Genomic DNA, 24,242 nt, shown 5'->3' on the forward strand with positions numbered 1-24,242 from the left:
CGCACTGCTCGTGGCCTGGACGCTTACATCGAGGCAACTGCGCTCACGTATCAACACCATGTGCAATATAGACGTATTCATTGAGCGGTCCCTCGCATGGCGCCTTGAACGGCCCCGTAGGCACTTTCCTGCCGCTCGCCTTGCCCGTGACCCTGCGAAGCGCTTTGCGCTGGATCGCTTGCATCCACCTGCATCAGCAAGGTATGCAGCAAGCCCAGTGGATCGCGCGGTGGCTGACGCTTCGGCAACGCGTCCTGCGCGGCCCATTGACGTTCCCATGCTGCAAGCTGCTTATCCACTATCGGCGCGTCGAACGGCGTGCCGGCCTTACGTGCAGCACGATATGCGCTAAGAAAGCGCGTCCAGCGCTGCAGATAGAAATCCGCGTACATGCCCTGCCACGCCTTGGACGCGTAATCGGCAAGATTGCCGTCGCCGCCCCAGACACTGACCTGCGCACGCGCATTGCCGACATAGGTGCGACGCAATCCGGCGTCGTTGCCGGCTGCAGCGGCGGCCTGGCCGGTCCAGTCGGCCAAGGTTTCGTGTTGACCGCCGACCAGCGCATCCAGCCCCTGTACAAGTTGTTTCGTACGCGCCAGTTGTGCATCGCCGCGCGCGAAATCGCCGGCGTTGTAGGCCTGCACCACCGCCTGCAATTGACGGTCCGCCTGCAGGCTCAGGTAGTGACGCGCGTCTTCGATCAGATCGTAGCGGTAGAGCGGCGCGTCGGTATAGCGGTCGGCTTGCTGCAGCAACGCGTCGATGGCGCGGCGCAGGCGTTGCGGGTCGCCGGGGCGGTCGTCGAAGCCGACGATGTCGGCGGTCGGCCGCTTGAACAGCAGGTAGGCACCGGCACGCTTGTTCCACCAGCGTGGCGACCAGTAGCGAGTCTGGTAAATGCCTGCTTCCAGATCAGACCATGCGCTCAGCAAGGCTGCATCGCTGCGGCCGTAGCGCGCGCGCAGATAGTGCGTGAGCCACTGCGACCACGGTTGTTGCGGGCCCTCCCAGGCCATCGCGTAGAGATAGTCGTAGACCACCGAGTTGCTGTGCAGCCCTTCCGGAAACACGCCAAAACCGCGCAGATTGCGCTTGTCCGGATCGGCCAGCAAGGCTTGCAGATCCTGCCGATAGAACGCGAAATCGCCATACAGCGGATTGCTGGCGCCGTAGTTGTGCACGTAGCCGTAGATCCATTGTTTGTTGTCGAATGCCTGCGATGCCTTCCAGGTGCCGGGGTAGCGGTCGTTGCCGATGTCCAGCACCATCAAGCGCGCGTCGGGCACCTTGCCGAGAAACGCAGCGATCGCCTGCGGTTGCCAAAATTCGCGGTCGGCACCGAACAGCCAGCCCTGCATCACCCAGGTGGCTTGCGGATTCACCTGCGCGATAGAGCGATACAACGCCTGCCCGTACTCGGCCAGGCGTGCATCGCGTTGCGCTGGCGGTACTGCTTTGGCGCGTGCGGCATCGGAGTTGGCGATGCTGTCGCCGTACTTGGCGGCGACCACGTCGCTCCCGTCGTCGGCCACTGGCGGCAGCATTTCGTTGAAGGCATCGGCCAGATAGAACTGGCCTGCACCGTAGGTCTGTGTGTACAGCTCCAGGAACCGCCGCGCGACCTTGGCAAACAACGGATCGCGCGGATCCAGCCAATAGGTTTCGTGAAAGCCTTCCCACGCGCGCATGCGGTAGATGCGTGCATGCGGATGCGCCTGCGCGAACGCCTTGGGCACGTAGCCGGCAAATGCCGGCAGCACCGGCTGCATGCCCAGCTCGCGCATGCGCGTCAAGATCTGCTTCTGCAGCACGCGTTTGCTGTCGATCCATTGTTGCGGTAGCGGCGCGCGATAGCCCTCGATATTGCCCATGCGCTGCCAGGGTGTGAACGCCGGACCGGAGAAATACTCCGCCAATGCATCATCGCTGACATCGAACTGGCGCCACAGCGCCTGCCAGATCGCTTCCTGACCCTCCATCGCCAGCGGCATGTCGATGCCATGCAAGGCCATCCAATCGATCTCGCGCTGCCAGCGCGGCCAATCCCAGAACGGCGTGGTGTACCCGTAAGTGCAGGTGTTGAGGTAGGCGCGGTGGGCAAATGGCGTGCGTACTTGGCCACTGCTGTAGGCCGGCCATTGCGCCGGTAGTGCCACGCGATCGCCTTCCCAACTCATCGACGCCGCACCGGCCTGGCCGAGATACACATAGGCGCCACGCGCCAGGGCTACCTGCGAAGAGCCGGCAATGCGCACCGTGCCGCCGCCGGCGTCGATGCGATACCAGTCCGCGCCATCGCCGCGCGGTGCCACGGTCATCTCGAACTGATCGGCACGCGTGCCGATCAGCCGTTGCAGCACCGCCTGCGCGGGCGGTGCGGCCAGCACGGTGAGGGGAGTGGCGAGCAACGCACCCAGCACCACGGCGAACAGGCGCGCAGGCGACGACGGGAAAAACAGTGAGGCGGTCATGGCGAGTTCCGATAATGCACGGTGACGACGTCGTGGAATCCAAACGGTTGATCGGCAGCGACCTGCAGAATCACCGCCAGCGTGCGCTCGCCGGCCGCGGGTGCAAGCGCCACTGTGATCGGTGTCCCTGCCGCTCCCTGGGCAACCGCGCGGCCATCCAGAAATACCTGCGCCGGCCCGCTGAGGCGGCCCAGGTCGAGCATGCCGCCGTGGGTTTGCACGCCCTGCCAGGGCGTGAAGTGGGTGCGGTACAACACATGGCCGGCACGTTCGGGAGCGCTTTCCAGCGTACCGGGCAGTGTATTGCTCCAGCTGTTGTTGTCGTTGGGACGGCGCGGGAGATCTGGCGCCGGCGGCTGCGCGAATGCAGCGGTGTGGCGCCAGCTTTCGACCACCATCACCGGCGCCGCGATCGGCACCGACGCCGGCAGCGGCACCGACGTGCAGCCGATCTCAAGCACTGCATCGCGCAATCCCGGGCTACGCGCCTGTAGTCGTAACACGCCTGCGCCGCGCCCGGCCTGCACGATTGCCTGCGCCAGACCGTTGAACAGGGCCACTTGCGTGCTTTGATCGGACGTATGCGCATTTGGGTCGCCATTGCCGACACCCAGCAGCCGGCCACCGCTGATCTGTAGCGTCAGCACCGCATTGCAATCAGGCACGTGACGCCCCTGCGCGTCCACCGCTTCCAAGGTCACCGGTTGCGCATCGCGACCATCGCCGCGTAGTCCGCTGCGGTCGGCGGTGAGTTTGAGCGCGACCGGCGCACCGGTGGTTTCCACGCGCGTGCGCGCTACTTCGCGTCCATCGCGCCAGGCCACCGCTTCAAGCACACCCGCCGCATAGTCCACTTGCCACTGATTCGAGTGCGCACGATCCACCGCTTGTTTTCCGAGCCAGCGGCCGTTGAGCCACAACTCCACCTGCTCGGCATTGCAGAATGCCATCACGTTGATGGGCCGGCCTTCACGGTCCGGCCAGTTCCAGTGCGGCAACAGGTGCAGTACCGGCGCATCGTCGATCCACAAGGCGCGGCGCAACCAATAGGCACCCTTGGCAAATCCGCATTGGTCCATGATGCCGAAGAACGACCCCACCGATGGCCATTCGAACGGCGTGGGTTCGCCGCGATAATCGAAACCAGTCCACACGAAACTGCCGGCGACGAACGGGCGTTCGGCAATCAGCTGCCAGGCGCGGCGATGGGTATTGCCCCAGTCCGCGGCCAGGCTGTCGTCTTCGGCCACCACGTGCGCCTCCAGATCGGTGAACCACGCACCACGCGTCTGAAACGCGCTGGTGTCTTCGCTGGACAGCATCGGCGTGCGCGGACGTGCCGCATGCACACGGTCGTAGTTGGACTGCCGATAGTTGAAACCGAGCACGTCCACCACATCGGCTGCGCCGCGGGTGGCGAACATGCCATCGTTCATGCCGGCGGTGATCGGGCGGGTGTCGTCGAGCGCACGCACGGCGCTGGCGGCACGCGCCATGATCGCGTAACCGGTGGCGGTGCCCTGCAGCGGCTCCTCGTTGAGCAGCGACCACAGGAACACGCTGGGATGGTTGCGCTGGCGCCGCACCATGTTGCGCAGCAGCGCCACATAGTCGGGCGCGGGATTGAACAAGCGGTTCTCGGCCATCACCAACATGCCGAGCCGGTCGCAGGCCTGCAGCAGTTCCGGCGCCACTGCGTGGTGCAAACGGATGGCATTGCAGCCCATCGACTTCAACCGCTGCAGACGAAAGACATGCAGCGCATCAGGCAGCGCCACGCCGACACCGGCATGGTCCTGATGCAGGCAGACACCCTTGATCTTGAGCGGACGGCCGTTGAGGAAAAAACCAAGATCGGCATCGAAGCGCAGGCTACGAAAACCGACGTCGCACGCAGCACGGTCACTGCGACCGTCTGCGCTGCGCACCTCGGCTTGCAGGCGATACAGCACCGGTGTTTCCACGCTCCAGCGCTGCGGCCGCGGCACGGCGATGCCGATCGCCGCCTGTGCAGTGGCGAAGGCAGCGAGCCGCAGTTGCGTCTGGCCATGCGCCACGACGGCGCCATGCGCATCGTGCAAGACGACATCTATCCAGGCGTCAGCGGGCTGTTCGCCGCTGTTGACAAGGTCCAACTGCACCGGTACCTGCCAGACATCGCCTGGACCTTCGCGCGGCACCGCTGCCAAGCCGTCGCCGGCGATATGCAGGGGCGCACGCAGCACCAACCAGGTATGCCGATAGATGCCACCGCCTTCGTACCACCACCCATCCATGGCCTCGGCATCGACGCGGATGGCGATGCTATTCACTGCATTGCCATAGCGTGCGACCGGTGTGAGGTCGATGACCAACCCGTTATAGCCGCTCCAACTCCGCGCCATCAGCATGCCGTTGACCCACACCGTGGCATGGCTCGCGATACCGTCCAGATGCAGTTCCACCGCCTGGCCGCGCACGGATTCTTCCAGCCGCAGCGTGCGTCGGTACCAGGCAATCCCGCGCGGACGATAGCCTTGCGCGATGTTGGCGTCGGCGCGCACAGGTTGCTCGACGACAAAATCGTGCGGCAATTGCAGCTGTCGCCAGCCGGTATCGTCGAAGTCCGGCGCCGCTGCGCCCCAGGCCCGGCCAGCCTTGGCATTGGCGTAGGTCTCATCCTGCCCCAGCAGGTGCGGAAACGGCACATCGCCGGCATGGAAGCGCCACCCCTGGTCAAGATCCAGCCATTGGCCGCAGACATCTGTCGCCGATGTCTGCGGCGTGGGGCGCGGCGTGGCGCTATTGCCGACACGTGGGGTGTGCGCGGCTGCCGCGCCAGACACCAACGCGGGCACGCCAAGAAGCGATGAGGCACAGACGCTGCCAGCGAGGAACTCACGCCGGCGCATGGCAGCATCTGGTCGACTGCATCGCATGCACGCCACGTGGCACACGCATTGCCAGCACTGCACCGCTCGCTTCCCCTGCACCAGCACCGCTGCCCTCACTGCTGGCCACCGCATGCCACTGTGCACGGCGGCCCGAGGCACTCTGCCCCCGCATCAAAGCATGTCCCACTGCATCGACAGGTAGTAGCTGCGGCCGGTGACGCCGGTCATCTGCCAGCGGCTGGGGATGTCCTTGTACGCTTCTTCCTTTCGGTTGGTGAGATTCAGGCCGCCCAGCTGGAAACTCAGCTTGTCGTTGACCTGATAGCCAAGCACTGCATCCAATTGCGTGCGCGCCTTCATGATGTGGCCTTCGCGGGCGAAGAAGCTGTCGCTGCTGTCCTGTTCGTACTCGCTGCGATGATTGAGCGACACGCGTGCCGAGTAATGCGCGCTCTCCCAGTACGCGGTGGCGTTCCAGGTTTGTTCGGACAGGTTGCGGATCTTGAAATCGGTATCGCGCTGGGGAATCACTCGGGTGAAGTTGGTGGTGACCCCAAAGCCATCGATCGGCAACCAGGCATCCAGCGATTGCGTCCAGCCCAGCTCGTAACCGCGAATCTTGACCTTGCTCGGATCATTGGTGGTGGCGGTGATCTCGTAGATATCGCCGTTACTGCTCACACAGTCGCCGGCTGCATTGCTGGACAGCGCAGTGCCGTTGAAGGCGGCCGGGCAGACGATGCTGTTGAAGGTGCCGTTCTTGATGTTTTTCCAGAACCCGGCCACGGTCAGCGCGCCGCCGTTGCCGTAATACCACTCCAGACTCAGGTCGGCCTGGTCGGCGGTCAGCGCCTTCAGATCGGTCTGCCCCTGGGTGACGACATAGGTGGTGGTGCCGCCGGTATTGGTGCCGGTGGAGATCGTCGACGCGATGGCGGTGTTGCTGTCCAGAATCGGCCGCACCAGGACCTTGGCGGCCGCAAAACGCAGCAACACGTCTTCGCGCATGTCCAGCACCAGATTCAGGCTGGGCAACCAATTGGAATATTCGTACGGCGCGCGCGCGGTGCCCACCACCACATTGGCGTCGTCGCTCGCGGCTTGCGCCTGAGTCAGATAGGTGTCGGTGGTGCGCTTGGTATTTTCGTAGCGCATGCCGACGTTGCCGCGCAGACGCATGCTGCCGATGTCGGTGTCGATGCGCGCCATCGCATAGGCGGAGGAAATGTTGTTCTCGATGCTGTAGCTGCTCTGCGGTGCGAACAGCACCGGCACGGTGATGCCCGCGGCCGCCAGCGAGCGCGCATACGCCGCGACGTCCGGGGTGACCCAGCTGTCCTGCGAGGCCAGTTGTCCGTCGAGGAAGTTGCTGACCGTACTGCTGGCGGCAGACAGTTCCGGGAACATGTCGAAGCCCGAGACCGCACCGGTCCTGAGCAGATAGAGGAAATCGCGCCTGCGCACATCGCGATCGAAGGTTTCGCGGCGGTATTTGGCACCGAAGCGCACTGCGTTCAACGCGCCCAGGTCCAGATACCGTTCGGCATCCAGTTGCAGCGACCATTCCTTGTTGCTGAGCGACTGGATGGAGCCATTGGGATATTCGCTACGCACCAGATTGGCCTTGTTCCAGGCACTGGCGTCGTCGGCGTCGGCATCGGTGGTCAGCGAGATCGCGTCGGGATTGGAGGTATCCAGCAGCGTTGCCGAGGGAATCCGCCCCAGGATCGCGGCGCGCTCGTTCTCGTCGGTCTTGCCCTGGGTGTAGTTGGCCGCGCCACTCAGCGTCCAGGCATCGCCCTTCCACTTGAAGTCGTAGGTGAGCAACTGGGTGGACAGATCGTGCTGTTCGATCTGGTGATTGTTTTCCAGCCAGTAATCCGACGCCGCCACCTGTGTGGCGGTCAGCCCGTTGGTCTGCAGCACCGTCAGCGGACTGCGCTCGAACGAGTACACCAGCTGGTTCATGTCGTTGGCGGTCCTGTCCTGCGAATACAGCGCAGTGAGGTTCATCTCCAGCTGCTCGCTAGGCTTCCATTGCAACCCGCCATTGAACATCTTGCGCGTGGTCTCGCGCTCGATCGAGCGATAGCGCGGACGGCGTGGGATATACAACGTGCCGGCGTCGGTGGCTTGCGTATACCAGCGGTCGATCCACAGATAATCGGCGCGGTCCTTGAGCTTCTGATAGCCGGCGCTGAGAAACACACCCAGATCGCCACCACCGAACTTGAACTGATCGATATAGGTGAGCACTCCCTTGGGCGTTGGCGAGCCGCCGGCAAATTCGGAGTACTGGGTCTTGGCCGAGAACAACAGTTTGGTCTGCTGGTAGTCCAGCGGTTTGGTGGTGTTGATGTTGACCGTGCCCGACAGGCCACCGGCATCCATGTCCGCCGACGGCGATTTGATCACCTCGATCCCGGCGGCCACGTCCGGCTGGATGATGTCGTAGCGGAACCCGTCGGTGAAGTCGGCGCTCTTGATCACCTGGCCGTTGATGGTGGTGGCCGAATACTGCGGCCCAAGGCCACGCACGCTGATGGTGGAACCGCGCCCGTTGATGGTGGAGATCTGCACGCCGGGAATGCGCTGGATCGCTTCGGCGATGTTTTCGGCAGGAAACTTGCCGATGTCCTGCGCCGAGATGCCATCGGTCATGCGCACATCGTCGCGCTTGTTGTCCATCGCGGTGATCAGGCTCTTCTGGTACGAGCTGGTGACCTTGATGGTGTCGAGCTGGGAGATCTGTGCCGATGCGGCGTCCTGTGTCTGCGCGTTAGCGCCGCAGGCAAGCAGCGACAGCGCAATGGCAAGGGACAGCGACGAGGGCGAACAACAACGCAGCGAGGCACGCGGGAGAGGCGACATGAGAGATCCTGAAGTGGAATGGCTGGACGACGACGCGACTGGCATTCCGATCGATCAGCGATGACAGATCCCGGGGCTGGCAACCCAACCACACGCGCACAGGCCACCCGTCCCGGCCGTCCGGAACCGCCTGCGATCTGTTGTCTGCGAGCACCCCATACGGCCCCCCGTGGGTGCCGATGCCGCGCCCCTCCCGGGACGGACACCGCATGCCATTGCTGATCAACGGCCCTGACTGGAAAGTACCAATTCAGTGAAGTTGATTCTTATGGTCTCTAAAAGATCGTGTCAACAGTCACTTACGAAAGTGTTTGAAAGCTCCCTGACGACGCACCCAATCCCTGCCATTACCGACCTTCAACGGTGCGTACAAAGATATTGAGTGCGTACCGGGCATCGTTGTCACAGGACCAGTCACTGACCAATTTTTGGTGACCAGACCAATTCTGTGCAATCCACGTTGTGGTCACAGCTTCGCAGTCACTGCGGGCTGCATCACAGTCCTTTGCAGCGTGCTCATGTGTGTTCCAAAGCGGGTGTCGCGCGTACTCGCTCAGGCGAACGCGTGCGGCGATGACTCTGTGACGCGCCAAAACGACAACGTTGTCAACGGATGAGCCAGCCTGCCATCCAGATCCCTGAAACGAACACGCCAACCGTGACGCATGCACGCTCATGGTGCAGACGCCCGGTGCGACGGCGCGCAGCCAGTGATATCGCTTCTAGCGCACTCGCCCCTGGTCGTTGCGCAAAAACCCGCGCTCCGGGGTAGCAGTAAAGCCCAGCAATTGCAGTCCGATGCCCAGCGTCGCGTCCTGCGCTGGATCGACGCGCGACTGCAGTTGCCAGCGTCCATCGCGCCAGAGTTGCAGCTGCGCCTCGGCCTGCACGCCGGCAGGCAACGCCGCGTCTGGCAGCAGAGTCAGCACGGCGGCGTCATCCATGCACTGCGGCTGCCCGGACAACTGCAACGGCGGCAGACCAGGAAGGTCGCCCGTGCCGCTGGCCAGCAGTTGCAAGCTGACCCGCCCACGCGCCTGCACGCAGCCGGTGGCATCGAATAGCAGATCGACCTGCTGCAGCTGCACGACCAGATCGATCAGCGCCACGCCCCCTGGCTGATGCAACAGCAGCTGGCCCTGTGCATTGCGAATGCCGTGTTGCGCGCCATCCACCAACAGCAGTTGCAGCTGCGTGGACTGTAAGTGCACCTGACGCTGGCCACGCAATAGCGGCCAAACGCGCGGTCGGACTGCGACATCGCCGAACGCGATGCCCTGCCATTGCACCTGCCGCAACGTGCCGGCCCATATCGAGCCCTCCACGTCCAACACCGAGAACGGCAGCCCTTCGCGTGGCAGCACCAGGCGCAAGGGCAGCGACGCGATCAAGGCCACACCCAGCATGAGCAGAAGGATCAAGGCCCAACGCAGACGTGTCACGGTGCCGATTCCGCAAAGCTGCAGCTAACGCGGAGTTGGCCCTGATCGCGCACGACGCTCAGCTGCGTCGGCGCTAATCCATGTGCTTGCCGCAGCCGCTCGAGCCAGCCGAACAAGGCGGCAGCTCCGACCGCGTCGATCTGTACGTCTACCCCGCCCGCAACGCGACGTTGCTGAGACGTAATGCTGACGCCGGCATCGCGCGCGCTGCTGGCGATGATCCCGGCCAATGCCACCGGGCCCGGTGCGGCAATGCGGTTGGTTGTTGCCGCCTTCGTAGATACATCGAGAACCAGCTGCGCTGCATCGGCATAGTGCGCCCTGGCCCTGGCATGCCAGTGCCGCAATGGGGTGTAAAGTGCATACCAGCCGACGAATGCCGCCAGCGCTGCGCACATCACGCCCAGCATGAGCCGCTCTCGCGGCGCACGCGTCTGCCACCACTGCGTGGCGCGTTGCAACGCTGCGTTCATCGCAACGGCTCCAGTGCGAACGGCGTGCGCAGGCGGTCGTCTTCGACCTGGCTGCTGCCGGGCTCCACGTGCCAGCCTGCCTCGGCCAGCCGCGCCGAGAGCTGTTGCAGACTGGCGTCATCGGTGTGTAGCAACCTCGCGCGCAACGGCTGTGTGGCGGTGTAGTCCAGCTGATCCAGTTCTGCAGCCGGAAGAGTATCGACTGCTGCGAACAAGGTGCTCAGTTGCACCGCCAAGCGATCGGTCGCCGTCCCGGCCTGCCGATGCGTCTGCAATGCGGCTGGCACCGCGGCTGCATCGCGCACACCCAACTGCGTGGCGGCACGTGCGTGCAGCACCCGCGCGCCGATCTCGTAGCGCAATGTCTGCGCCAGCAACAGCACCACCGGCGATAGCAACACCAATGCAGCCAAGGCCGCCAGCCGGCGCAGACCGATCGGTTGCACAATCGCCGTCTTGGTCGCAAACGCGTGCTGCAGGAGATTGATCGGTGCATATGGCGCGCAGCGCGCAAAACAGGCAATGGACTGCGCAGTGTCGGCTGCCGGCGGCACTGCCGGCGCGCGGTCGCCCAGCAGCGTGCGCGCAGTCTCCGGCTCCAGGCTGCAGGCCAAGCCTGCGCCGCGGATCAGCCAACGGCCATCCCAGTGCATCACTGCCGCCGCCGCATCGGCACCAGGCTCCAGCAACAGGCAATCTGGCACCACCGCATCGGGAACGACGCCGCACTGCATGGCGCGCGCCAACCACCGCTGCATGACTCCGCTGTCCACCGCGGCAACTAGGCGCGTGCCATCGGCATCCGCACGATCGGCAATCACAACATGCAACGCCTGCGTTTCGACAGCCAGATGCTCGGCCAACTGCAGGCGGGCAGCGGCCACCGATTGCGCGATGCTGCGGCCAGGCAGGGTCAACCAGCGTAGATGCACATCCACCCCCGGCACCACCAGGATGGTGCGTGCAACCGGCGCGCGCGGCGTGGTGGCGGCTCCCACCGACTGCACCTGCCCGTGCGTATCCACGCGCACCGCAACGGGCTCGGCGGCTGCATCGGTTGGCAGCAATAGCAAGCTGGTCCTCATTCGTCAGAACCCCATTGGCGCGCGACCAGTCGGACCCGGCCGGCCGTTTCCTGTTGCAGCAGCGCTTCCAGCATGACGTGTGCTCCGGCGTGGTCGACCTGGCTGTAGAGAGAGAAATAATGCGTGCGTAGTTCGAACTGTTCCAATACTGCATTGGACAGCTCAGCCTGCATCAGCGCCGGCTGGCTCAAGAACATTCTGATGTCGCGCCATCCTCCGGCCGGCCGCGCAGCGATGACGCGTCGCGCCGCCGGCAACGCCAATGCACCGCCGGTCAACGCCACCAGCACCGGCGCGTCTTCCAGGCGCAACGTGTTGATATTGACCGGCGACAAGCGGCCCTCCGGCAATGCGCAGACATACGGCTGCAGTTGCGCGATCAGCTGCGGCGTATAGCCGACGATGGCGCGCAGTTCGCTGACCCCTGCCAGCAAGGTCGCACCGCTGCGCAGCGGCACGGATGCCTGCAGGTAGCGGTCATCTTCGGCACCTTGCGCCCCCGGTTGTGCGTCGCTGTCGAGCCAATCCACCAATGCATCGGTCAACGCCTGCGCCTGTTGCGAGGCAACGCCGAGCACTTCCAGCAATGCGCGATATTGACGTGCCCCCTCATCGCTGCGCTGCCATTGCTCGGGCGCACCGACGACCACGCTATTGAGATTGAAGCAGCCGCCGCGATCGCGCACACGCACGCTCACGGCACCGCTGTCCAACGGAAAGCGCATCGGCTGATCGTTCCAGCCACCGTCCAGCGTGGTGCGCAATGGATCGCGCTTGGCCAAGGCCTGCAACCGTTGCCGTGCGACCGCCTCGCTGCCCAGGGCGTACCACTGCGCCTGTGTCATCGCCTCGCCATTGCTGCTGCGGCGCAGACCAAAGCGCAGATCGTCCAGGACGGCAGCCATCAGCAAGGTCATCACGGCAACCAGCAGCAACACCGTCAGCAGGGCCACGCCGCGCTGTCTGGCAGGTGCATGCAGCGCCCTCATGTGCGTCCCTCCGGCAACAGGAACAATTGGCGCACGCGCCCCCAGTGCTCCAGGTCCAGCTCCAGCGCGACTGCATCGGGTAATGCTTCCAGACCGCCGCTCCAGCCATCGCTCCACTGCGCACGGTAATGGAATGCCACCACCGCCGAACGCACGCCGCGCAATAGCACTTGCGGCGTGCCGGCTGCTGCGCCGTCGAGCGCGGAGCGTGCACTGCGCTCCAGCCGTCCGTCCACCACGCGGTATTCCACGTACTGCAGTGATGCACGCGGCGCCCGATCCGGATTGCTCCAGCCACGCCGCACAAAGCCAAACAATGGCCCGTGCGTACCGGCCGCGCTTGCGACAAATGCGCTACGTGCGGCGCTGCCATCGCTAGCACGGGTGCGGCGCACGGCGGCCTGCTGCAGGTCGCTGCGCAACAGGCCGTGAGCAAGCTGAAAGTCGCGGATCTGATGCAACCGCACGCGCACGGCATCGCGTTGATCGATGCTCTGCCGCATCACCCCGACCGCTGCTGCGGCCACCAATGCGAATACCGCCAATGCCACCAGCAGTTCAATCAAGGTGAAGCCACGCGTGCGCTGCACGCGGATCATTCGGCGCTCCGCAAGACGCTGAGGCTGGCCACTTCCTGCCCCTGGCCTGCGGCGCGCACACGCACCTCGACCCGCACGCTGCCTGCCGCGCCGGCTGGCAGCGCCTGACGTTGCCAGTCCCAGCTGCGACCGCCGAGCACGACCTGCCCGTTCGCAGGCGCACGGATGGCGGCAGCCGGCGCCAGCACAGCCTCGATCGCCTGATTTTCTGCCACCACCGCGGCCAGCGCGCGCTCTTCCAACACCACGGCAGTGCGGGCGCTCTCGCCGGAAAGATTCAATAAGCCGACCACGGCCATGCCGAAGATCGCCAGTGCGACCATGAGTTCGAGCAGCGAGAATCCGCTCGATGTACGTGCGTTAGCGAGATCGCGCATCGACCTGCACCACACCGGCCGCATCCACCACCACGTGCATCTGCTGCCGACCATCCCCCAAGGCGATGCCTTGCGGCGTGGCTGCACCCGTTGGGTCGAAGCGCACGCTCAGTTGCGTGCTGCCGACGGGCAGCTGCGCCTGGATGCCTTCCGGCCAACGCACGGCGACGAACGGTGTTTCATCCAACGCGATCCAGCGCTGCTGGGCCTGACGACGGAACCCATAGCCGCCGGCATCGATGCTGACCTCTACCATGCGCAAGCTCATGATCGCCTCATCGCGCGCGCGCATCAGCGCGCTGGCCAGTGTGTCGGCGTGATCGTGCAGATCACGCCGCGTATCCGGCAAGGTCATCACCACCAGCGTGCTGGCAAGTGCAGTCATCACCAGGACGGCCAGCACTTCGAGCAGGGTGAATCCGCGCGCACGTGCTGACGCCGCATGCATTTGCATGCACATGGGTGATCGCTGTGCAGTGGTCGTGGCTGCAGACACTGTCGGCACTCAGCGCCAGTTGCCGATATCGGCGTTGTCGGCATCGCCGCCTTCTGCGCCATCGGCACCAAACGAGTACACGTCGAAGCCGCCATGACGACCCGGACGCCGATATTGATACGCATGCCCCCACGGATCTTCCGGCAGCCGGCGGATATAGCCGCCCTGCCGATAACGCTCCAGGCGCGTCAATCCGCTCGGCGGGTTGAGCAAGGCTTGCAGGCCTTGTTCGGTACTCGGATAGCTGAGGTTGTCCAGGCGATAGGTTTCCAGGGCCTGTTCCAGCACCGCGACGTCGGCGCGCGCTTTTTCCGCCATGGCGCGGTCCTGGCTGGGCATCACATTGATCATCACCACGGTGGCGAGCAGACCGATGATGACGATGACCACCATCAGTTCGACCAGGGTGAAACCACGCCTGCGTCGATGTGCGGTAAGTGCGCCAACGCATGCGCGGGAATGGATGGACTGCATGAGGATCTCCAAGAATGAGCGGCCGCGCTCAACCAAGCGCGAGGGTATTGAATTGCAGGATGGGCAACAGGATCGACAACACGATCACTGCCACCACGCCGCCCAGCAGCACGATGATGGCCGGCTCCAACAGGCTCATTGCGGCGGTGGTGAACGACTCGAATTCGCGCTCCAGGTAATCGGCAGCACGCTCCAGCATCGGCGCCAGGCGCCCGCTGTTTTCGCCGCTGGACGCCATGTACAGCAGCGTCGGCGGAAACACACCCGCACGTTTCATGGCGGCAGCCAGACTGCCGCCTTCCCGAATCGCGGTGACCATGCTGTCGGTGGCCAGCCGCAACGCGCGGTTGTCCACGGTGCGGGCGGCAATCATCAAGCCCTCCATCAACGGCAAACCGCTGTTGACCATGATCGCCAACGTGCGTGCCATGTGCGCGGCATGCAGATCGCGGATCAGACGGCCCAGCAGTGGCGCACGCAGTCGCGCGCGGTCCGCGGCCAGGCGCAGCGCGGGGCGGTTAAGCAGCTGCGACGCGGCAATCACCGCGACCACCAGGGCGATCAACAACGGTATGCCTGCATGCAGCAGAAAATGCGATACGCCAATCACTGCACGGGTCAGCCAGGGCAAGGCGCGGCCCATCGAATCGAACTGATCCACCACCTTGGGCACCACGAAGGTCATCAGCACGATGACCAACGCACCGGCGGTCAGCGCGAGCGCAGCGGGATAGACCAGTGCAGACTGCAATTTGCTGCGCACCTGCGCTTGGCGTTCGAGGAGATCGGCCAGACGTTCCAGCACCTGCGGCAAGGCGCCCGCACTCTCGCCGGCGGCTACCATTGCGCGGTACAACGCGGGAAATGCCTTGCCCTGACGTGCCATCGCATCGGACAAACGAAACCCTTCGACCACCAACGCATGCGTCTGGCTGGTGACCCGACGTACGCCGCGGCGTTCGGACTGGGTGCCGATGGTGCGCAAGGCTTCTTCCAGCGGCGCGGTTTCCACCAGCGTGGCGAGTTGGCGGGTGAACAGCACCAGATCCTTGCCGCTGAAGCGGGCTGCGCGCACGGCCGTGCTGGCGGTCGCTGCGGCAACTTCCACGCGCACCGGCACCCATTGACGCTGCTCCAGCTGTGCACGCGCGCTGTGCACGCTGTCGGCACTGATCACGCCCTGCCGGTTGCGCCCGTGCAGATCGAGGACGGTGTAATCAAACTGCGGCATGCGCGTGGTCCTGTTGGCGGGTCACACGCAGCGCTTCTTCCAGTGTGGTCTGACCTTGCAGCACGGCAGCGCGTGCCGCATCGCCCAGCCGCGGTGCGCGGGCGAAGGCCACCGCAGCCAATGCGTCTTCGTCGGCGTTATCGCCGATCAGGCGGCGCATCGCATCGTCTACCGCAATGGCTTCGTAAATGCCTACACGCCCGGCGTAGCCGCTGTGGTGGCAGACGCTGCAGCCAACGGCGGTGTAGATCACTGCATCGGCTGGCGCATCCAGCAGTTGACGCGTGCCGGCATCGATTGGCCGCACCGTGCGGCACTGCGGGCACAAGCGCCGCACCAACCGCTGCGCCAGAATCAGCCGCACGCTCGATGCCAGCAGAAACGGTTCGATGCCCATGTCGCGCAACCGCGTGATTGCACCCACCGCGTCGTTGGTGTGCACGGTGGAGAGCACCAGATGGCCGGTGAGGCTGGCCTGCACCGCAATCTGCGCGGTTTCGGTATCGCGGATTTCGCCGATCATCACCACGTCCGGGTCCTGGCGCAGAATCGCGCGCAGGCCGGCGGCGAAGGTCATGCCGACGCGTGCATTGACCTGGGTCTGACCAACGCCATCGATGGCGTATTCCACCGGGTCTTCCACGGTGAGGATATTGCGCGAGCCATCGTTGAGCAGGCTCAGCGCTGCATACAACGTGGTGGTCTTGCCCGAGCCGGTAGGGCCGGTGACCAGCACGATGCCATTGGGCACCTGCAATGCACGCTGCACGGTGTGCATCGCCGCCGGCGGCATGCCCAGTTGTGCCAGCGACAGCGTGCCCTGCTCTTTATCCAGAATACGCAGCACCACCCGCTCGCTGCCGCGCGTGGGCAACGTGGAAACGCGCACATCCAACGCCTTGGCCCCCATCACCAGCGACACGCGCCCGTCTTGCGGGATGCGTTTCTCGGCGATATCCAGCCGTGCCATCACCTTGACGCGCGATACCAGCAGTGGCGCGATGCGTCCGGGCAGCGTTGCCGCCTCGCGCATCACGCCATCCACGCGTAGGCGCACGCGCAGCCGCGATTCGTAAGATTCAAGATGCACGTCGGACGCACCCAGCCGCGCGGCTTCGGCGATGATGCCGTTGATCAGGCGGATGATCGGCGCATCGTCCTGGCTGTCGAGCAGATCGGCGGTGGGGATGTCATCGATCAACGAATCCAGGCTGCCATGGAGATCCAGCGCTTCCACCTGCACACCTTGTTCCAGCCCGGCGTCGGCGTAGATCTCCGACACATGCCGGTCGAACACCGACGGCGCCAGTGTGCGCACCTGCAACGGCATGCCCAATGCGCGGCGCAGCTCGATCAGCGCCTTCACATCGCCCCCTTCTCGCAGGCCGATCTGTGCGGCAGTGCCGCGCCCAAGCAGCACGACGCCGTGGCGCTTGGCGAATGCATACGAAATGCTGGCGCGTGCGGTATTCATGGCATCAACGCTGTAGGGGACGTGCAGTGGGTGCAGGCGTCGCTGCCGGTGCCGGCACAACCGACGACGGGCCCGTCGGCACCTGCGGTGGCTGTGCACGCAAGTAGTCGCGCACCAGCGCATCGAGCGCGGCTTCCGGGTCGCCATCGGCCAGCTGGCGGTCGCGCAGGTAGTTGTAGCGCGGCGCGGTCATGCGTTGGGCATCGGCTGCGTCGCGGATGATGGTTGGGCGAATGAACACCATCAGGTTGGTCTTGTCGCGATTGCGCGACTTGTGCCGGAACAACGCGCCAAGGCCGGGGACATCGCCAAGCAGCGGTACTTTTTCTACTGTTTGGCGATCGTTCTGATCGAGCAGGCCACCGAGCGCGACGATGGCGCCGTTCTCCACCACCACGCGCGTTTCGATCTGGCGCTTGTTGAACACCAGCTCCGAGGATTGCGCGCTGACCGGCCCGGCAATCGCCGAGACTTCTTGTTTGATCGCCAGTGTGATGCCGCCGGCGGTGTTGATCTGCGGGCGCACTTCGAGCTCCACGCCCACGTCCTGGCGCTGGATGGTGCGGAACGGATTGTCGTTGGCCGTACCGAGCACTTCACCGGTGGTGATCGGCACTTCCTGTCCTACCAGGATGCGTGCCTGCTCGTTGTCCAGCGTCATGATCGAGGGCGTGGACAACAGGTTGGAGCCGGTGTCGCTCTTGACCGCATCGATGATCATGCCGAACACCGCATCGTTGCTTTGCCCGGCAAGTCCGATCAAGCCACCACTCAAGCCGAGCAGCGATTGCGCAGCCACATGACGTGCCTGTTCCAGCACCGAATCGCCTTCGCCGTTGTTGCTGCGCGTGCTGGCCGCCGCAGCAGCCAGCAGCACGATGCCGGGCGATGCGCCGCTGTACTGTGTCGCGATTAATGGCACGGTCCCGTTGCGGCCTGCCAGCAGCAGTTGCACACCCAGGCGCTTGGCGGCGGTGTCGGAAATTTCCACAACAATCGCTTCGACCAGCACCTGCTCGCGATGCACGTCCAGCTGCCGGATCACATCCATCAAGGCACGCTGGGTTTCCGGGTCGGCATTGATGATCAAGGCGTTGGAGCCGGGGTAGCGCACGATCACCGGGCGCTTGCCGGCCGCCGGTGCGATCACCTGCGTCTGCGCAGCACCGGTGGCCGCGGCCACCTCCACTGCGTTGGAGCGCGTGTCCTGCCCTGCCTGCGTCTCGTTGCCCGGGGTCTGGCCGACCAACTGCTGCAGCACCGGCAACAACTGCTCGGCACTGGCGTGTTGCAAGCGCACCACGCTGACATCGCCACGGCGCTCGGCGCGCCCGTCCAGATCCACTGCGGTACGCACCACACGCTGCACCAGTGCCGGGTCGCCACGCACGATCAAGGAGTTGCTGCTTTCCACGGGCAACACCGACAGCACATTGCTGCGCTCGCCGCCTTGGCCGAACAGCGAGGTCAAGGTACGCGCCAGTTCTTGCGCCGAGCTATTGCGCAGCGTCACCGTCTCGATGGCTGCACGGTCGGTGTCGATCTGCGCCACCAACGTGCGGATGCGTCGCAGGTTATCGGCATAGTCGGCAATCAACAGGCTATTGCCTTGCGGCATCGCCATGATGACGCCACCACGTCCAATCAGCGGCTTGAGAATTTCTGCAGCACTGCGCGCATCCACGCGCTGCAGGGTGAATACTTGCGTCGCGAATCCCAGGTTGCCGTTGGCGGCGCTACCCGGCTGTTGCGCAGCGGTGTCGTCGGGAATGATGCGGTACGTCGATGGCCCGCTGGAGACGGCAATCAATCCATTGGCACGCAGCACAGCCAGCAGCATGCCCAACAGATCCGCTTCCGACATCGCCTGCGCGCGCGCCACGTTGACCGAACCCTGCACGCGCGTGTCCACGATGAAGGTGATGCCGGTGGCACGCGAGACGTCCTGGATGAAGGCACGCAGATCCACGTCCTGCAGACGGACTGCCGGCGCATCGGCGGCATGCAGTGCAGTCATCGGCAGCGCAGGCAGTGCGAGCAACAACGTGGCCGAGAGCAGCCAGAGAGGGCGAACAGCAGTCATTGCGGGCGCTTCAAGGTCATGGTGTGGGTCTGGCCATCGCGACGGTAGGTCAACGTGGCGGCCTGGCCGTCGCGCAATTCGTCCTGCAGTTCGCGCAGGTGTTCGGCATCCAGGCTGCGGCCGTTGATCTGGGTCAGCACATCGCCCGGCGCCAACCCGGCCTGCCGCAGCAGTGCGCCATCGCCGCGCGGCATGACGGTGAAGCCGCCACCATCGGCGCTGGCGCGCAGGCCGGCACTGGCGAGCAACTGCTGCGGGTCGACGGCGGTGGCTGCGGTCGCGCCTGCTGGCGTCGCGACATTCGATTGCACTGCTGGGGCAACGGCGACCGGCGCGTTTGCGCTGGTTGCGGCAGCCGGTAGCGATGCGCCCGTAGCAGCTGCCGCGCTCAATGCAATGCGACGCACACTGCCGCCAGCACGCAACAGCACATGATCGACCGCGACCGCCTGCACCACCACGCCGGACGCAACCGTGTCGCCCACGCGATATGCGCCTTGCCGGCCGTCACTGCCGCTGAGATAGGCGGCCGCCTGGGCCCCGCCAGCACGCACGCCGTGCAGCACGATGCCATCGCTATTGGCATCGGGCGCGGTGCGGTAGAACACGTCGCGACGCAGTGCAGACACGTCGACATTGCTAACCGAGCCACTGTGCGCAGTTCCCAATGGCCCGATCGGGGTGAGCATCAGCCACAGCAAGCGCACGCCTTGCAGCACCAGGAGTGCGATCACGCAGCACGCCACCGCAGTGCGGACGCCCGGCGCCAGCAACAAGGAATTCAACGAGGGCCAGGCGCGCTGCAAAGCAGACATCCGTCTCAGGATTTCGATTGGATGACAGAATGCGGCGGCAATGTGTCAGCTCGAAGAAATTGATGACACAGTCCGACACACGGCGCCACACAGTAAAACGCAAACGCCCACCATGCGATGCACAGCGGGCGTTTGCCCTACGTCCAACGACACGTGAAATCAGAAACGCGCCGTCACACTGATGTCATAGCTGATGCCGGGCTGGTAGGTGTACAGATCCACCCGGTGGCTGCCCACCCTCTGATATTCCTGATATTTGGTCTTGAGCAGATTGCGCGCGGCAAAATTCACCGACAACGTATCGCCTGACCACACCAGGCCCTTCTTGATCACCAGATCCAGCGAGGTGCCCGGCTTGTCGATGTAATCCGGCTGCCCCGGACGACCACGCGCCGACACCCGCTCGCCCACGTAATTGGCAATCAACGTGGCCTGGCTGCGCGTGCTCTGGCTCTCCACACCAATCTGCAGGTTGGCGATGTCATCCGACTGTCCCTGCAACGCGGAGCCATCGCGAATGAACAACGTCGCCTGCACCGGTGCGCTGAAGCCGAACGGCTGCACCGTGTCGCCATCGCTGGCACTCACCTCGGAGGTGGTGCGCGTGTAGTTGCCGGACACGAACAGGCGCTTATCGCCCCACCAATCGGCCGCGACCGGCACGTCCAGATACTTTTTGGCTTCCAGCTCGATGCCGTACAACCTGGCCTTGGGCGCGTTGATGAAGCTCTGCACGATGCCGCCGCCGGGCGCGTCGTTGACGATGGCTTCGATCGGCTTGTCGATGTTCTTGTAGAACGCTCCGACGGTGAGGTACTGGCCCGGCTCGAAGAACCATTCGTAGCGTGCATCCAGATTGACCAGCTCGCTATCGACCAGGAACGGGTTACCGAAGAACTGGCGGTCGATATCCGGGTCCAGGTACTGCTGTGGTGCCATCTCGCGGAATTGCGGGCGCGCGATGGTCTTGGACGCACCCAAGCGCAGCTGCTGGTTCTCGGCAAAGTTCCAGGTCACCGTGGCCGACGGCAGCGCATAGCTGTTCTGCAACGGTGCCACGCCGTCCTGGCGCGTACCGCTGAAGATGTCGTATGGATGCACCGCCTGGGTGGCGTCTTCGTAACGCACGCCGACGGTGGCCCGCAACGTCGGCACGATTTCGCCCTCTGCCTGCAGATACGCCGCCTTGACCTTCAAGGTGGCGTCGTAGGCAGCCGCACCGAAACTGCCGGTTGTTTCGCGCAGGCGCAGCAGATCGTTGCTGAGGTTGTAATCGGAGAACAGATAGTCCACGCGCTGATACTGGTTCAAGAACGGCAGCGGGCCATCCAGCGCCAGGAAGCGGAATTCGCGGCTCCACGCGCGACGGTCGTTGTCCAGATAGGCCAGACCACCCTTGATGGTGAGATCGTGCTCCATCGGCAGGCGCCAGGTGACATCCACGCCACCACTGGCCACCTTGTCGTCGACCTTGCTGAAGCGCGTGTAGTTCTGCACACGCGACGCATCGTGCGCCCAATAGCCATCCAGCAGCTCGTAGCGAATGCCGGTTTCGTAAGGCACATCGCGGCTGGCGTTGGCCACTGCAGCGCGCCATTCGATCTTCAGGTCGTCGTATTCGCCGAAGGCATGCGTGCCGCGGAGCTGGTTGTTGATCAACTGCCGCGCGTACCACTCGGTGTTGTCGTCGCGTACATCGAAACCGGCCAACTCGTCGCGACCTGTACGGCTGCGTGCCACCTTCAAGGTGTCGTGCAAGTACAGTGTGGTCCAGCCGATGCTGTGGCGGCCGTATTCCCAGCCAAGTCCCAGCATGCCATTGGTGCGCACGTTGTTGCGGGTGGTGGCGAAGTCGTAATTGGAATTGAACTCGACACTGTCGCCGACAAAGATGCCGTCCTGCTGTTTGCCGGTGCGCGTGCGCCATTCGTTGTCGTAGCTGGCAACGGCGATGATGCCCAGCTTCGCCTCGCCCACATCCATGCTGTAACCGGCGCTGCCGCCGACGTTGACGTCCGGGTCAATGCTGTCCTTTTCCTGCAGCACATACAGGTTGGGATTGTTCAAACTGCGCCCGATGCGGCGGATGTCATCGCGCGGGAAGCTGCCCAGATCGACGCGACGGCCGGTCTTGATCGCATCGCGCAATGCGGAAGGCTGCTTGCGGGTGCCATCATCAACGCCCCACTCATCATCGTCCGAGCCGTAATAGGTCAGACCTTTTTCACCGGTGCTGACGCTGTTGGCGCCGCCACCCACGGTGAACGACAGGAACGGCTTGTCGGGGATCTCCATCGATTGCAGATCGATCACGCCACCGCCGAATTCGCCCGGATAATCGGCCGAATAGGTCTTTTGCACGGTCACGCTGGCCAGCACATCGCTGGGAAACAGGTCCAGCGGGACCACGCGCTGCATCGGCTCGGGGCTGGGTAGCGGCGAACCGTTGAACAACGCCGATGAATAGCGCTCGCCCAGGCCGCGCACGTAGACATACTTGCCGCGCGACAGGCTCAGCCCGGTGACACGCGTCAGCGCCACCGCAGCGCTGCTATCACCGGTGCGCTCCATGTCTTCACGCGTCACGAACGACGCCACCTCGGAGGTTTGCAGCATCGGTTCGGGAATATAGTCGCCACGCACCACGACCTGGTCGAGTTGCTTTGGCGCACTGGTACTGGCCGCGCTGGAGGTACCGCTGCCGGCGCCGGCAGCGCTGGTGGTCGACTGCGCCATGGCGGCGCCGGACATCAGCAACGTGGAAATGGATAGAGACAAACCCGTCCGCGAAAGACGGGCAACAGCTGAGGTTCGCATCGTGGGAGCCCTGGCAACAGAAAGATGAAGCTGGACGCATCACAAGGCGACCAATGGCCGCTTTGTGATGCCATGCCTCAGCAGGGACGGTCGGCGGTCAGGCCACAGGTCCAGCCCTGCCACCAGGTGTCGTTGGCATCACGCACGCCACCGATGTAGTTCACCTGCTGGAAGAAGCTGCTCACCCCGTTCAAGCCCTGGAAGGCCGGCACGGCGGTTTCGTTGGCACCGTTGACGAAGGTGTTCTGTAGCGTGGACACGCCGTTGGCGACGTTGTTGGTGCCAGCCGCAAACTGGCTAGCCGCACGCGGGTCGCTGCCGAATGCAGTCGGACAGGCAAAGAACACCGAGTGGAAAGTACCGGCAGTGTCGGTGTCGGCCATGTTCAAGCACACCAGGCCATCGCCGGTACCACCGGCGGGACGGGTGAACACCGAGTTGTAGAACGACGCCTGGGTGCCCTGGTTGAGCATGATCGCCGCACCGGCGCGCGCATTACCCACGTAGGTGAAGTTGGCCACTTTAGGACGCGAATACGGCTGACGACGCAGGCTGCTCCACTCGTTTATGCGGTCGCCGCCACCGGCGCGCTGCACCACGATGCCGAACTGCAGTGCACCGTTCCAGCCAGCGTCGGTATCCAGCGAATCGTCGTCGGCACCGGTGATGACCAGGTGGCTACCGTTGACCGTGCCACCGAACCATTCGATGCCATCGTCTGAGCTGTTGTGGATCTGCACATAGTCCAGCTTGGTACCGCTACCCACACCGGCCAGCGTGATGCCCTGCAATTCGTTGTTGGGCGAAATTTCGAAGCCCGAGTACATCACGCGCAAGTAGCGCATCGAACCGCTGTTGTCGGTAGCGTTGTTGCCGCCATAGAACGCGTTGGTACCTTCGACCTGCGCCTGGCATTCCGGCGTGCCGGACACCGTGGTCCCCGCGCAGTTATTGATCGCCGCGCGACCCAGCACCACGATGCCGCCCCACAGACCAATGGTATTGGCGCTGACCGTGCCCTCCAGCGCCTGACGTGCGGTGAACACAATCGGTGCAGTCGCGCTGCCTTCGGCAAAGATCTGCGAGCCGCGATTGACCACGATGTAGTCGCTACCGGCCGAACCGAACAAGGTCACGCCCGGCTCGATGGTCAAAATGCCCTGCGTGCTGCCAGCGGCCGGTGCGGTGGCATTGCCGCCGCGGTCGGTGCCCACATTGACGCGACCGCTGATCGAATACACGGTGCCCGCGCGTGCCGGCACCACCAGATTGCCATTGACGGTTTCCGGCAACTGGCAGGCGCGCAGCGTGTTGCTGGCGATGGTGCCGACGTTGGAAAAACCGGTCGGGCAATCTGCAGCCGGGCCGGTCGGTGCCGGTGTCGGCGCAGGCGTGGGTGCCGGCGTCGGCGCGGGAGCCGGTGCAGGCGGAAACGCGCCCTCGCCCGGCGAAGCGACACGGTCGGCACCGCCACCGCAGGCCGATAGCGCCAGTGCGGTACCAAACGTCATGAGAAGTGTCTTGCTGCTGTTGCGAACGGCCATGCGGCTGATCTCCAGGTCAAAGGGTCCGGTATGAAGAGGAGTCGTCAAGAATTGGTGGCGTTCCGCGCACTGCAGTGGCGAGCACGTTCAAGATCCCCGTCACTTTTATAGAGGCCATCTGTTGC

General features: G+C 64.3%; 17 protein-coding genes. All 17 read right to left on the minus strand.

Features of this window, described 5'->3' with window-relative positions; all coding sequences use genetic code 11:
• Positions 1 to 77 precede the first annotated feature (77 nt).
• Entirely contained in the window at positions 78 to 2,474 is a 2,397-nt protein-coding gene (locus M0D43_RS07630) for an alpha-N-acetylglucosaminidase (protein WP_252164162.1), read from the minus strand.
• On the minus strand, positions 2,471 to 5,365 hold the full coding sequence (gene galA, locus M0D43_RS07635; protein WP_252164163.1) for a beta-galactosidase GalA: 2,895 nt from the start codon (positions 5,363 to 5,365) through the stop codon (positions 2,471 to 2,473). The genes M0D43_RS07630 and galA overlap by 4 nt, the downstream gene beginning before the upstream one ends.
• Before the next feature lie 153 nt (positions 5,366 to 5,518).
• Positions 5,519 to 8,218 (minus strand): TonB-dependent receptor, encoded by a 2,700-nt coding sequence (locus tag M0D43_RS07640; protein WP_252164164.1) that lies wholly within the window; start codon positions 8,216 to 8,218, stop codon positions 5,519 to 5,521.
• A gap of 722 nt (positions 8,219 to 8,940) precedes the next feature.
• The gene (gene gspN, locus M0D43_RS07645; protein WP_252164983.1) at positions 8,941 to 9,651 is read right to left on the minus strand and encodes a type II secretion system protein N; all 711 of its coding nucleotides are present in this window, start codon (positions 9,649 to 9,651) and stop codon (positions 8,941 to 8,943) included.
• 5 nt (positions 9,652 to 9,656) lie between these two features.
• Complete coding sequence (gspM, locus tag M0D43_RS07650) at positions 9,657 to 10,133, minus strand: type II secretion system protein M (protein WP_252164165.1); 477 nt, start codon at positions 10,131 to 10,133, stop codon at positions 9,657 to 9,659.
• Positions 10,130 to 11,218 (minus strand): type II secretion system protein GspL, encoded by a 1,089-nt coding sequence (gene gspL / locus M0D43_RS07655; RefSeq protein WP_252164166.1) that lies wholly within the window; start codon positions 11,216 to 11,218, stop codon positions 10,130 to 10,132. The genes gspM and gspL overlap by 4 nt, the downstream gene beginning before the upstream one ends.
• The gene (gene gspK, locus M0D43_RS07660) at positions 11,215 to 12,207 is read right to left on the minus strand and encodes a type II secretion system minor pseudopilin GspK (protein WP_252164167.1); all 993 of its coding nucleotides are present in this window, start codon (positions 12,205 to 12,207) and stop codon (positions 11,215 to 11,217) included. Before gspK ends, gspL begins: the two co-directional genes overlap by 4 nt.
• A complete protein-coding gene (gspJ, locus tag M0D43_RS07665; protein ID WP_252164168.1) occupies positions 12,204 to 12,806 on the minus strand; it encodes a type II secretion system minor pseudopilin GspJ in 603 nt (200 codons plus the stop codon). The genes gspK and gspJ overlap by 4 nt, the downstream gene beginning before the upstream one ends.
• Positions 12,803 to 13,183 carry a type II secretion system minor pseudopilin GspI gene (gene gspI / locus M0D43_RS07670; RefSeq protein ID WP_252164169.1) on the minus strand — a complete coding sequence of 127 codons (381 nt, stop codon included), beginning with the start codon at positions 13,181 to 13,183 and terminating at the stop codon, positions 12,803 to 12,805. Before gspI ends, gspJ begins: the two co-directional genes overlap by 4 nt.
• A complete protein-coding gene (locus M0D43_RS07675; protein ID WP_252164984.1) occupies positions 13,167 to 13,637 on the minus strand; it encodes a GspH/FimT family pseudopilin in 471 nt (156 codons plus the stop codon). Before M0D43_RS07675 ends, gspI begins: the two co-directional genes overlap by 17 nt.
• 51 nt (positions 13,638 to 13,688) lie before the next feature.
• The gene (gene gspG / locus M0D43_RS07680; protein WP_252164170.1) at positions 13,689 to 14,153 is read right to left on the minus strand and encodes a type II secretion system major pseudopilin GspG; all 465 of its coding nucleotides are present in this window, start codon (positions 14,151 to 14,153) and stop codon (positions 13,689 to 13,691) included.
• A 28-nt stretch (positions 14,154 to 14,181) separates the two neighbouring features.
• Positions 14,182 to 15,384 carry a type II secretion system inner membrane protein GspF gene (gene gspF, locus M0D43_RS07685; protein WP_252164171.1) on the minus strand — a complete coding sequence of 401 codons (1,203 nt, stop codon included), beginning with the start codon at positions 15,382 to 15,384 and terminating at the stop codon, positions 14,182 to 14,184.
• Positions 15,371 to 16,858, minus strand: a complete 1,488-nt coding sequence (gene gspE / locus M0D43_RS07690; RefSeq protein WP_252164172.1) for a type II secretion system ATPase GspE — start codon at positions 16,856 to 16,858, stop codon at positions 15,371 to 15,373. Before gspE ends, gspF begins: the two co-directional genes overlap by 14 nt.
• A gap of 4 nt (positions 16,859 to 16,862) precedes the next feature.
• A complete protein-coding gene (gene gspD, locus M0D43_RS07695; protein WP_252164173.1) occupies positions 16,863 to 18,941 on the minus strand; it encodes a type II secretion system secretin GspD in 2,079 nt (692 codons plus the stop codon).
• Entirely contained in the window at positions 18,938 to 19,756 is an 819-nt protein-coding gene (locus M0D43_RS07700) for a type II secretion system protein N (protein WP_252164174.1), read from the minus strand. Before M0D43_RS07700 ends, gspD begins: the two co-directional genes overlap by 4 nt.
• A 159-nt stretch (positions 19,757 to 19,915) precedes the next feature.
• Positions 19,916 to 22,573 carry a TonB-dependent receptor domain-containing protein gene (locus tag M0D43_RS07705; protein ID WP_252164175.1) on the minus strand — a complete coding sequence of 886 codons (2,658 nt, stop codon included), beginning with the start codon at positions 22,571 to 22,573 and terminating at the stop codon, positions 19,916 to 19,918.
• A gap of 77 nt (positions 22,574 to 22,650) precedes the next feature.
• On the minus strand, positions 22,651 to 24,117 hold the full coding sequence (locus tag M0D43_RS07710; protein WP_260808073.1) for a beta-helix domain-containing protein: 1,467 nt from the start codon (positions 24,115 to 24,117) through the stop codon (positions 22,651 to 22,653).
• Between the last annotated feature and the right edge of the window lie 125 nt (positions 24,118 to 24,242).

This window comes from Xanthomonas prunicola, from assembly GCF_025266575.1.
Taxonomy (GTDB): domain Bacteria; phylum Pseudomonadota; class Gammaproteobacteria; order Xanthomonadales; family Xanthomonadaceae; genus Xanthomonas; species Xanthomonas prunicola.

Coding starts and splice junctions, on each gene's coding strand:
- gspM (WP_252164165.1), bottom strand. CDS start 10,133: ATGAACGCAGCGTTGCAACGCGCCACGCAGTGGTGGCAGACGCGTGCG.
- gspE (WP_252164172.1), bottom strand. CDS start 16,858: ATGAATACCGCACGCGCCAGCATTTCGTATGCATTCGCCAAGCGCCAC.
- galA (WP_252164163.1), bottom strand. CDS start 5,365: ATGCGCCGGCGTGAGTTCCTCGCTGGCAGCGTCTGTGCCTCATCGCTT.
- gspD (WP_252164173.1), bottom strand. CDS start 18,941: ATGACTGCTGTTCGCCCTCTCTGGCTGCTCTCGGCCACGTTGTTGCTC.
- M0D43_RS07630 (WP_252164162.1), bottom strand. CDS start 2,474: ATGACCGCCTCACTGTTTTTCCCGTCGTCGCCTGCGCGCCTGTTCGCC.
- gspG (WP_252164170.1), bottom strand. CDS start 14,153: ATGCAGTCCATCCATTCCCGCGCATGCGTTGGCGCACTTACCGCACAT.
- M0D43_RS07710 (WP_260808073.1), bottom strand. CDS start 24,117: ATGGCCGTTCGCAACAGCAGCAAGACACTTCTCATGACGTTTGGTACC.
- gspL (WP_252164166.1), bottom strand. CDS start 11,218: ATGAGGACCAGCTTGCTATTGCTGCCAACCGATGCAGCCGCCGAGCCC.
- gspF (WP_252164171.1), bottom strand. CDS start 15,384: ATGCCGCAGTTTGATTACACCGTCCTCGATCTGCACGGGCGCAACCGG.
- M0D43_RS07705 (WP_252164175.1), bottom strand. CDS start 22,573: ATGCGAACCTCAGCTGTTGCCCGTCTTTCGCGGACGGGTTTGTCTCTA.
- M0D43_RS07640 (WP_252164164.1), bottom strand. CDS start 8,218: ATGTCGCCTCTCCCGCGTGCCTCGCTGCGTTGTTGTTCGCCCTCGTCG.
- M0D43_RS07675 (WP_252164984.1), bottom strand. CDS start 13,637: ATGCAAATGCATGCGGCGTCAGCACGTGCGCGCGGATTCACCCTGCTC.
- gspK (WP_252164167.1), bottom strand. CDS start 12,207: ATGAGGGCGCTGCATGCACCTGCCAGACAGCGCGGCGTGGCCCTGCTG.
- gspJ (WP_252164168.1), bottom strand. CDS start 12,806: ATGATCCGCGTGCAGCGCACGCGTGGCTTCACCTTGATTGAACTGCTG.
- M0D43_RS07700 (WP_252164174.1), bottom strand. CDS start 19,756: ATGTCTGCTTTGCAGCGCGCCTGGCCCTCGTTGAATTCCTTGTTGCTG.
- gspI (WP_252164169.1), bottom strand. CDS start 13,183: ATGCGCGATCTCGCTAACGCACGTACATCGAGCGGATTCTCGCTGCTC.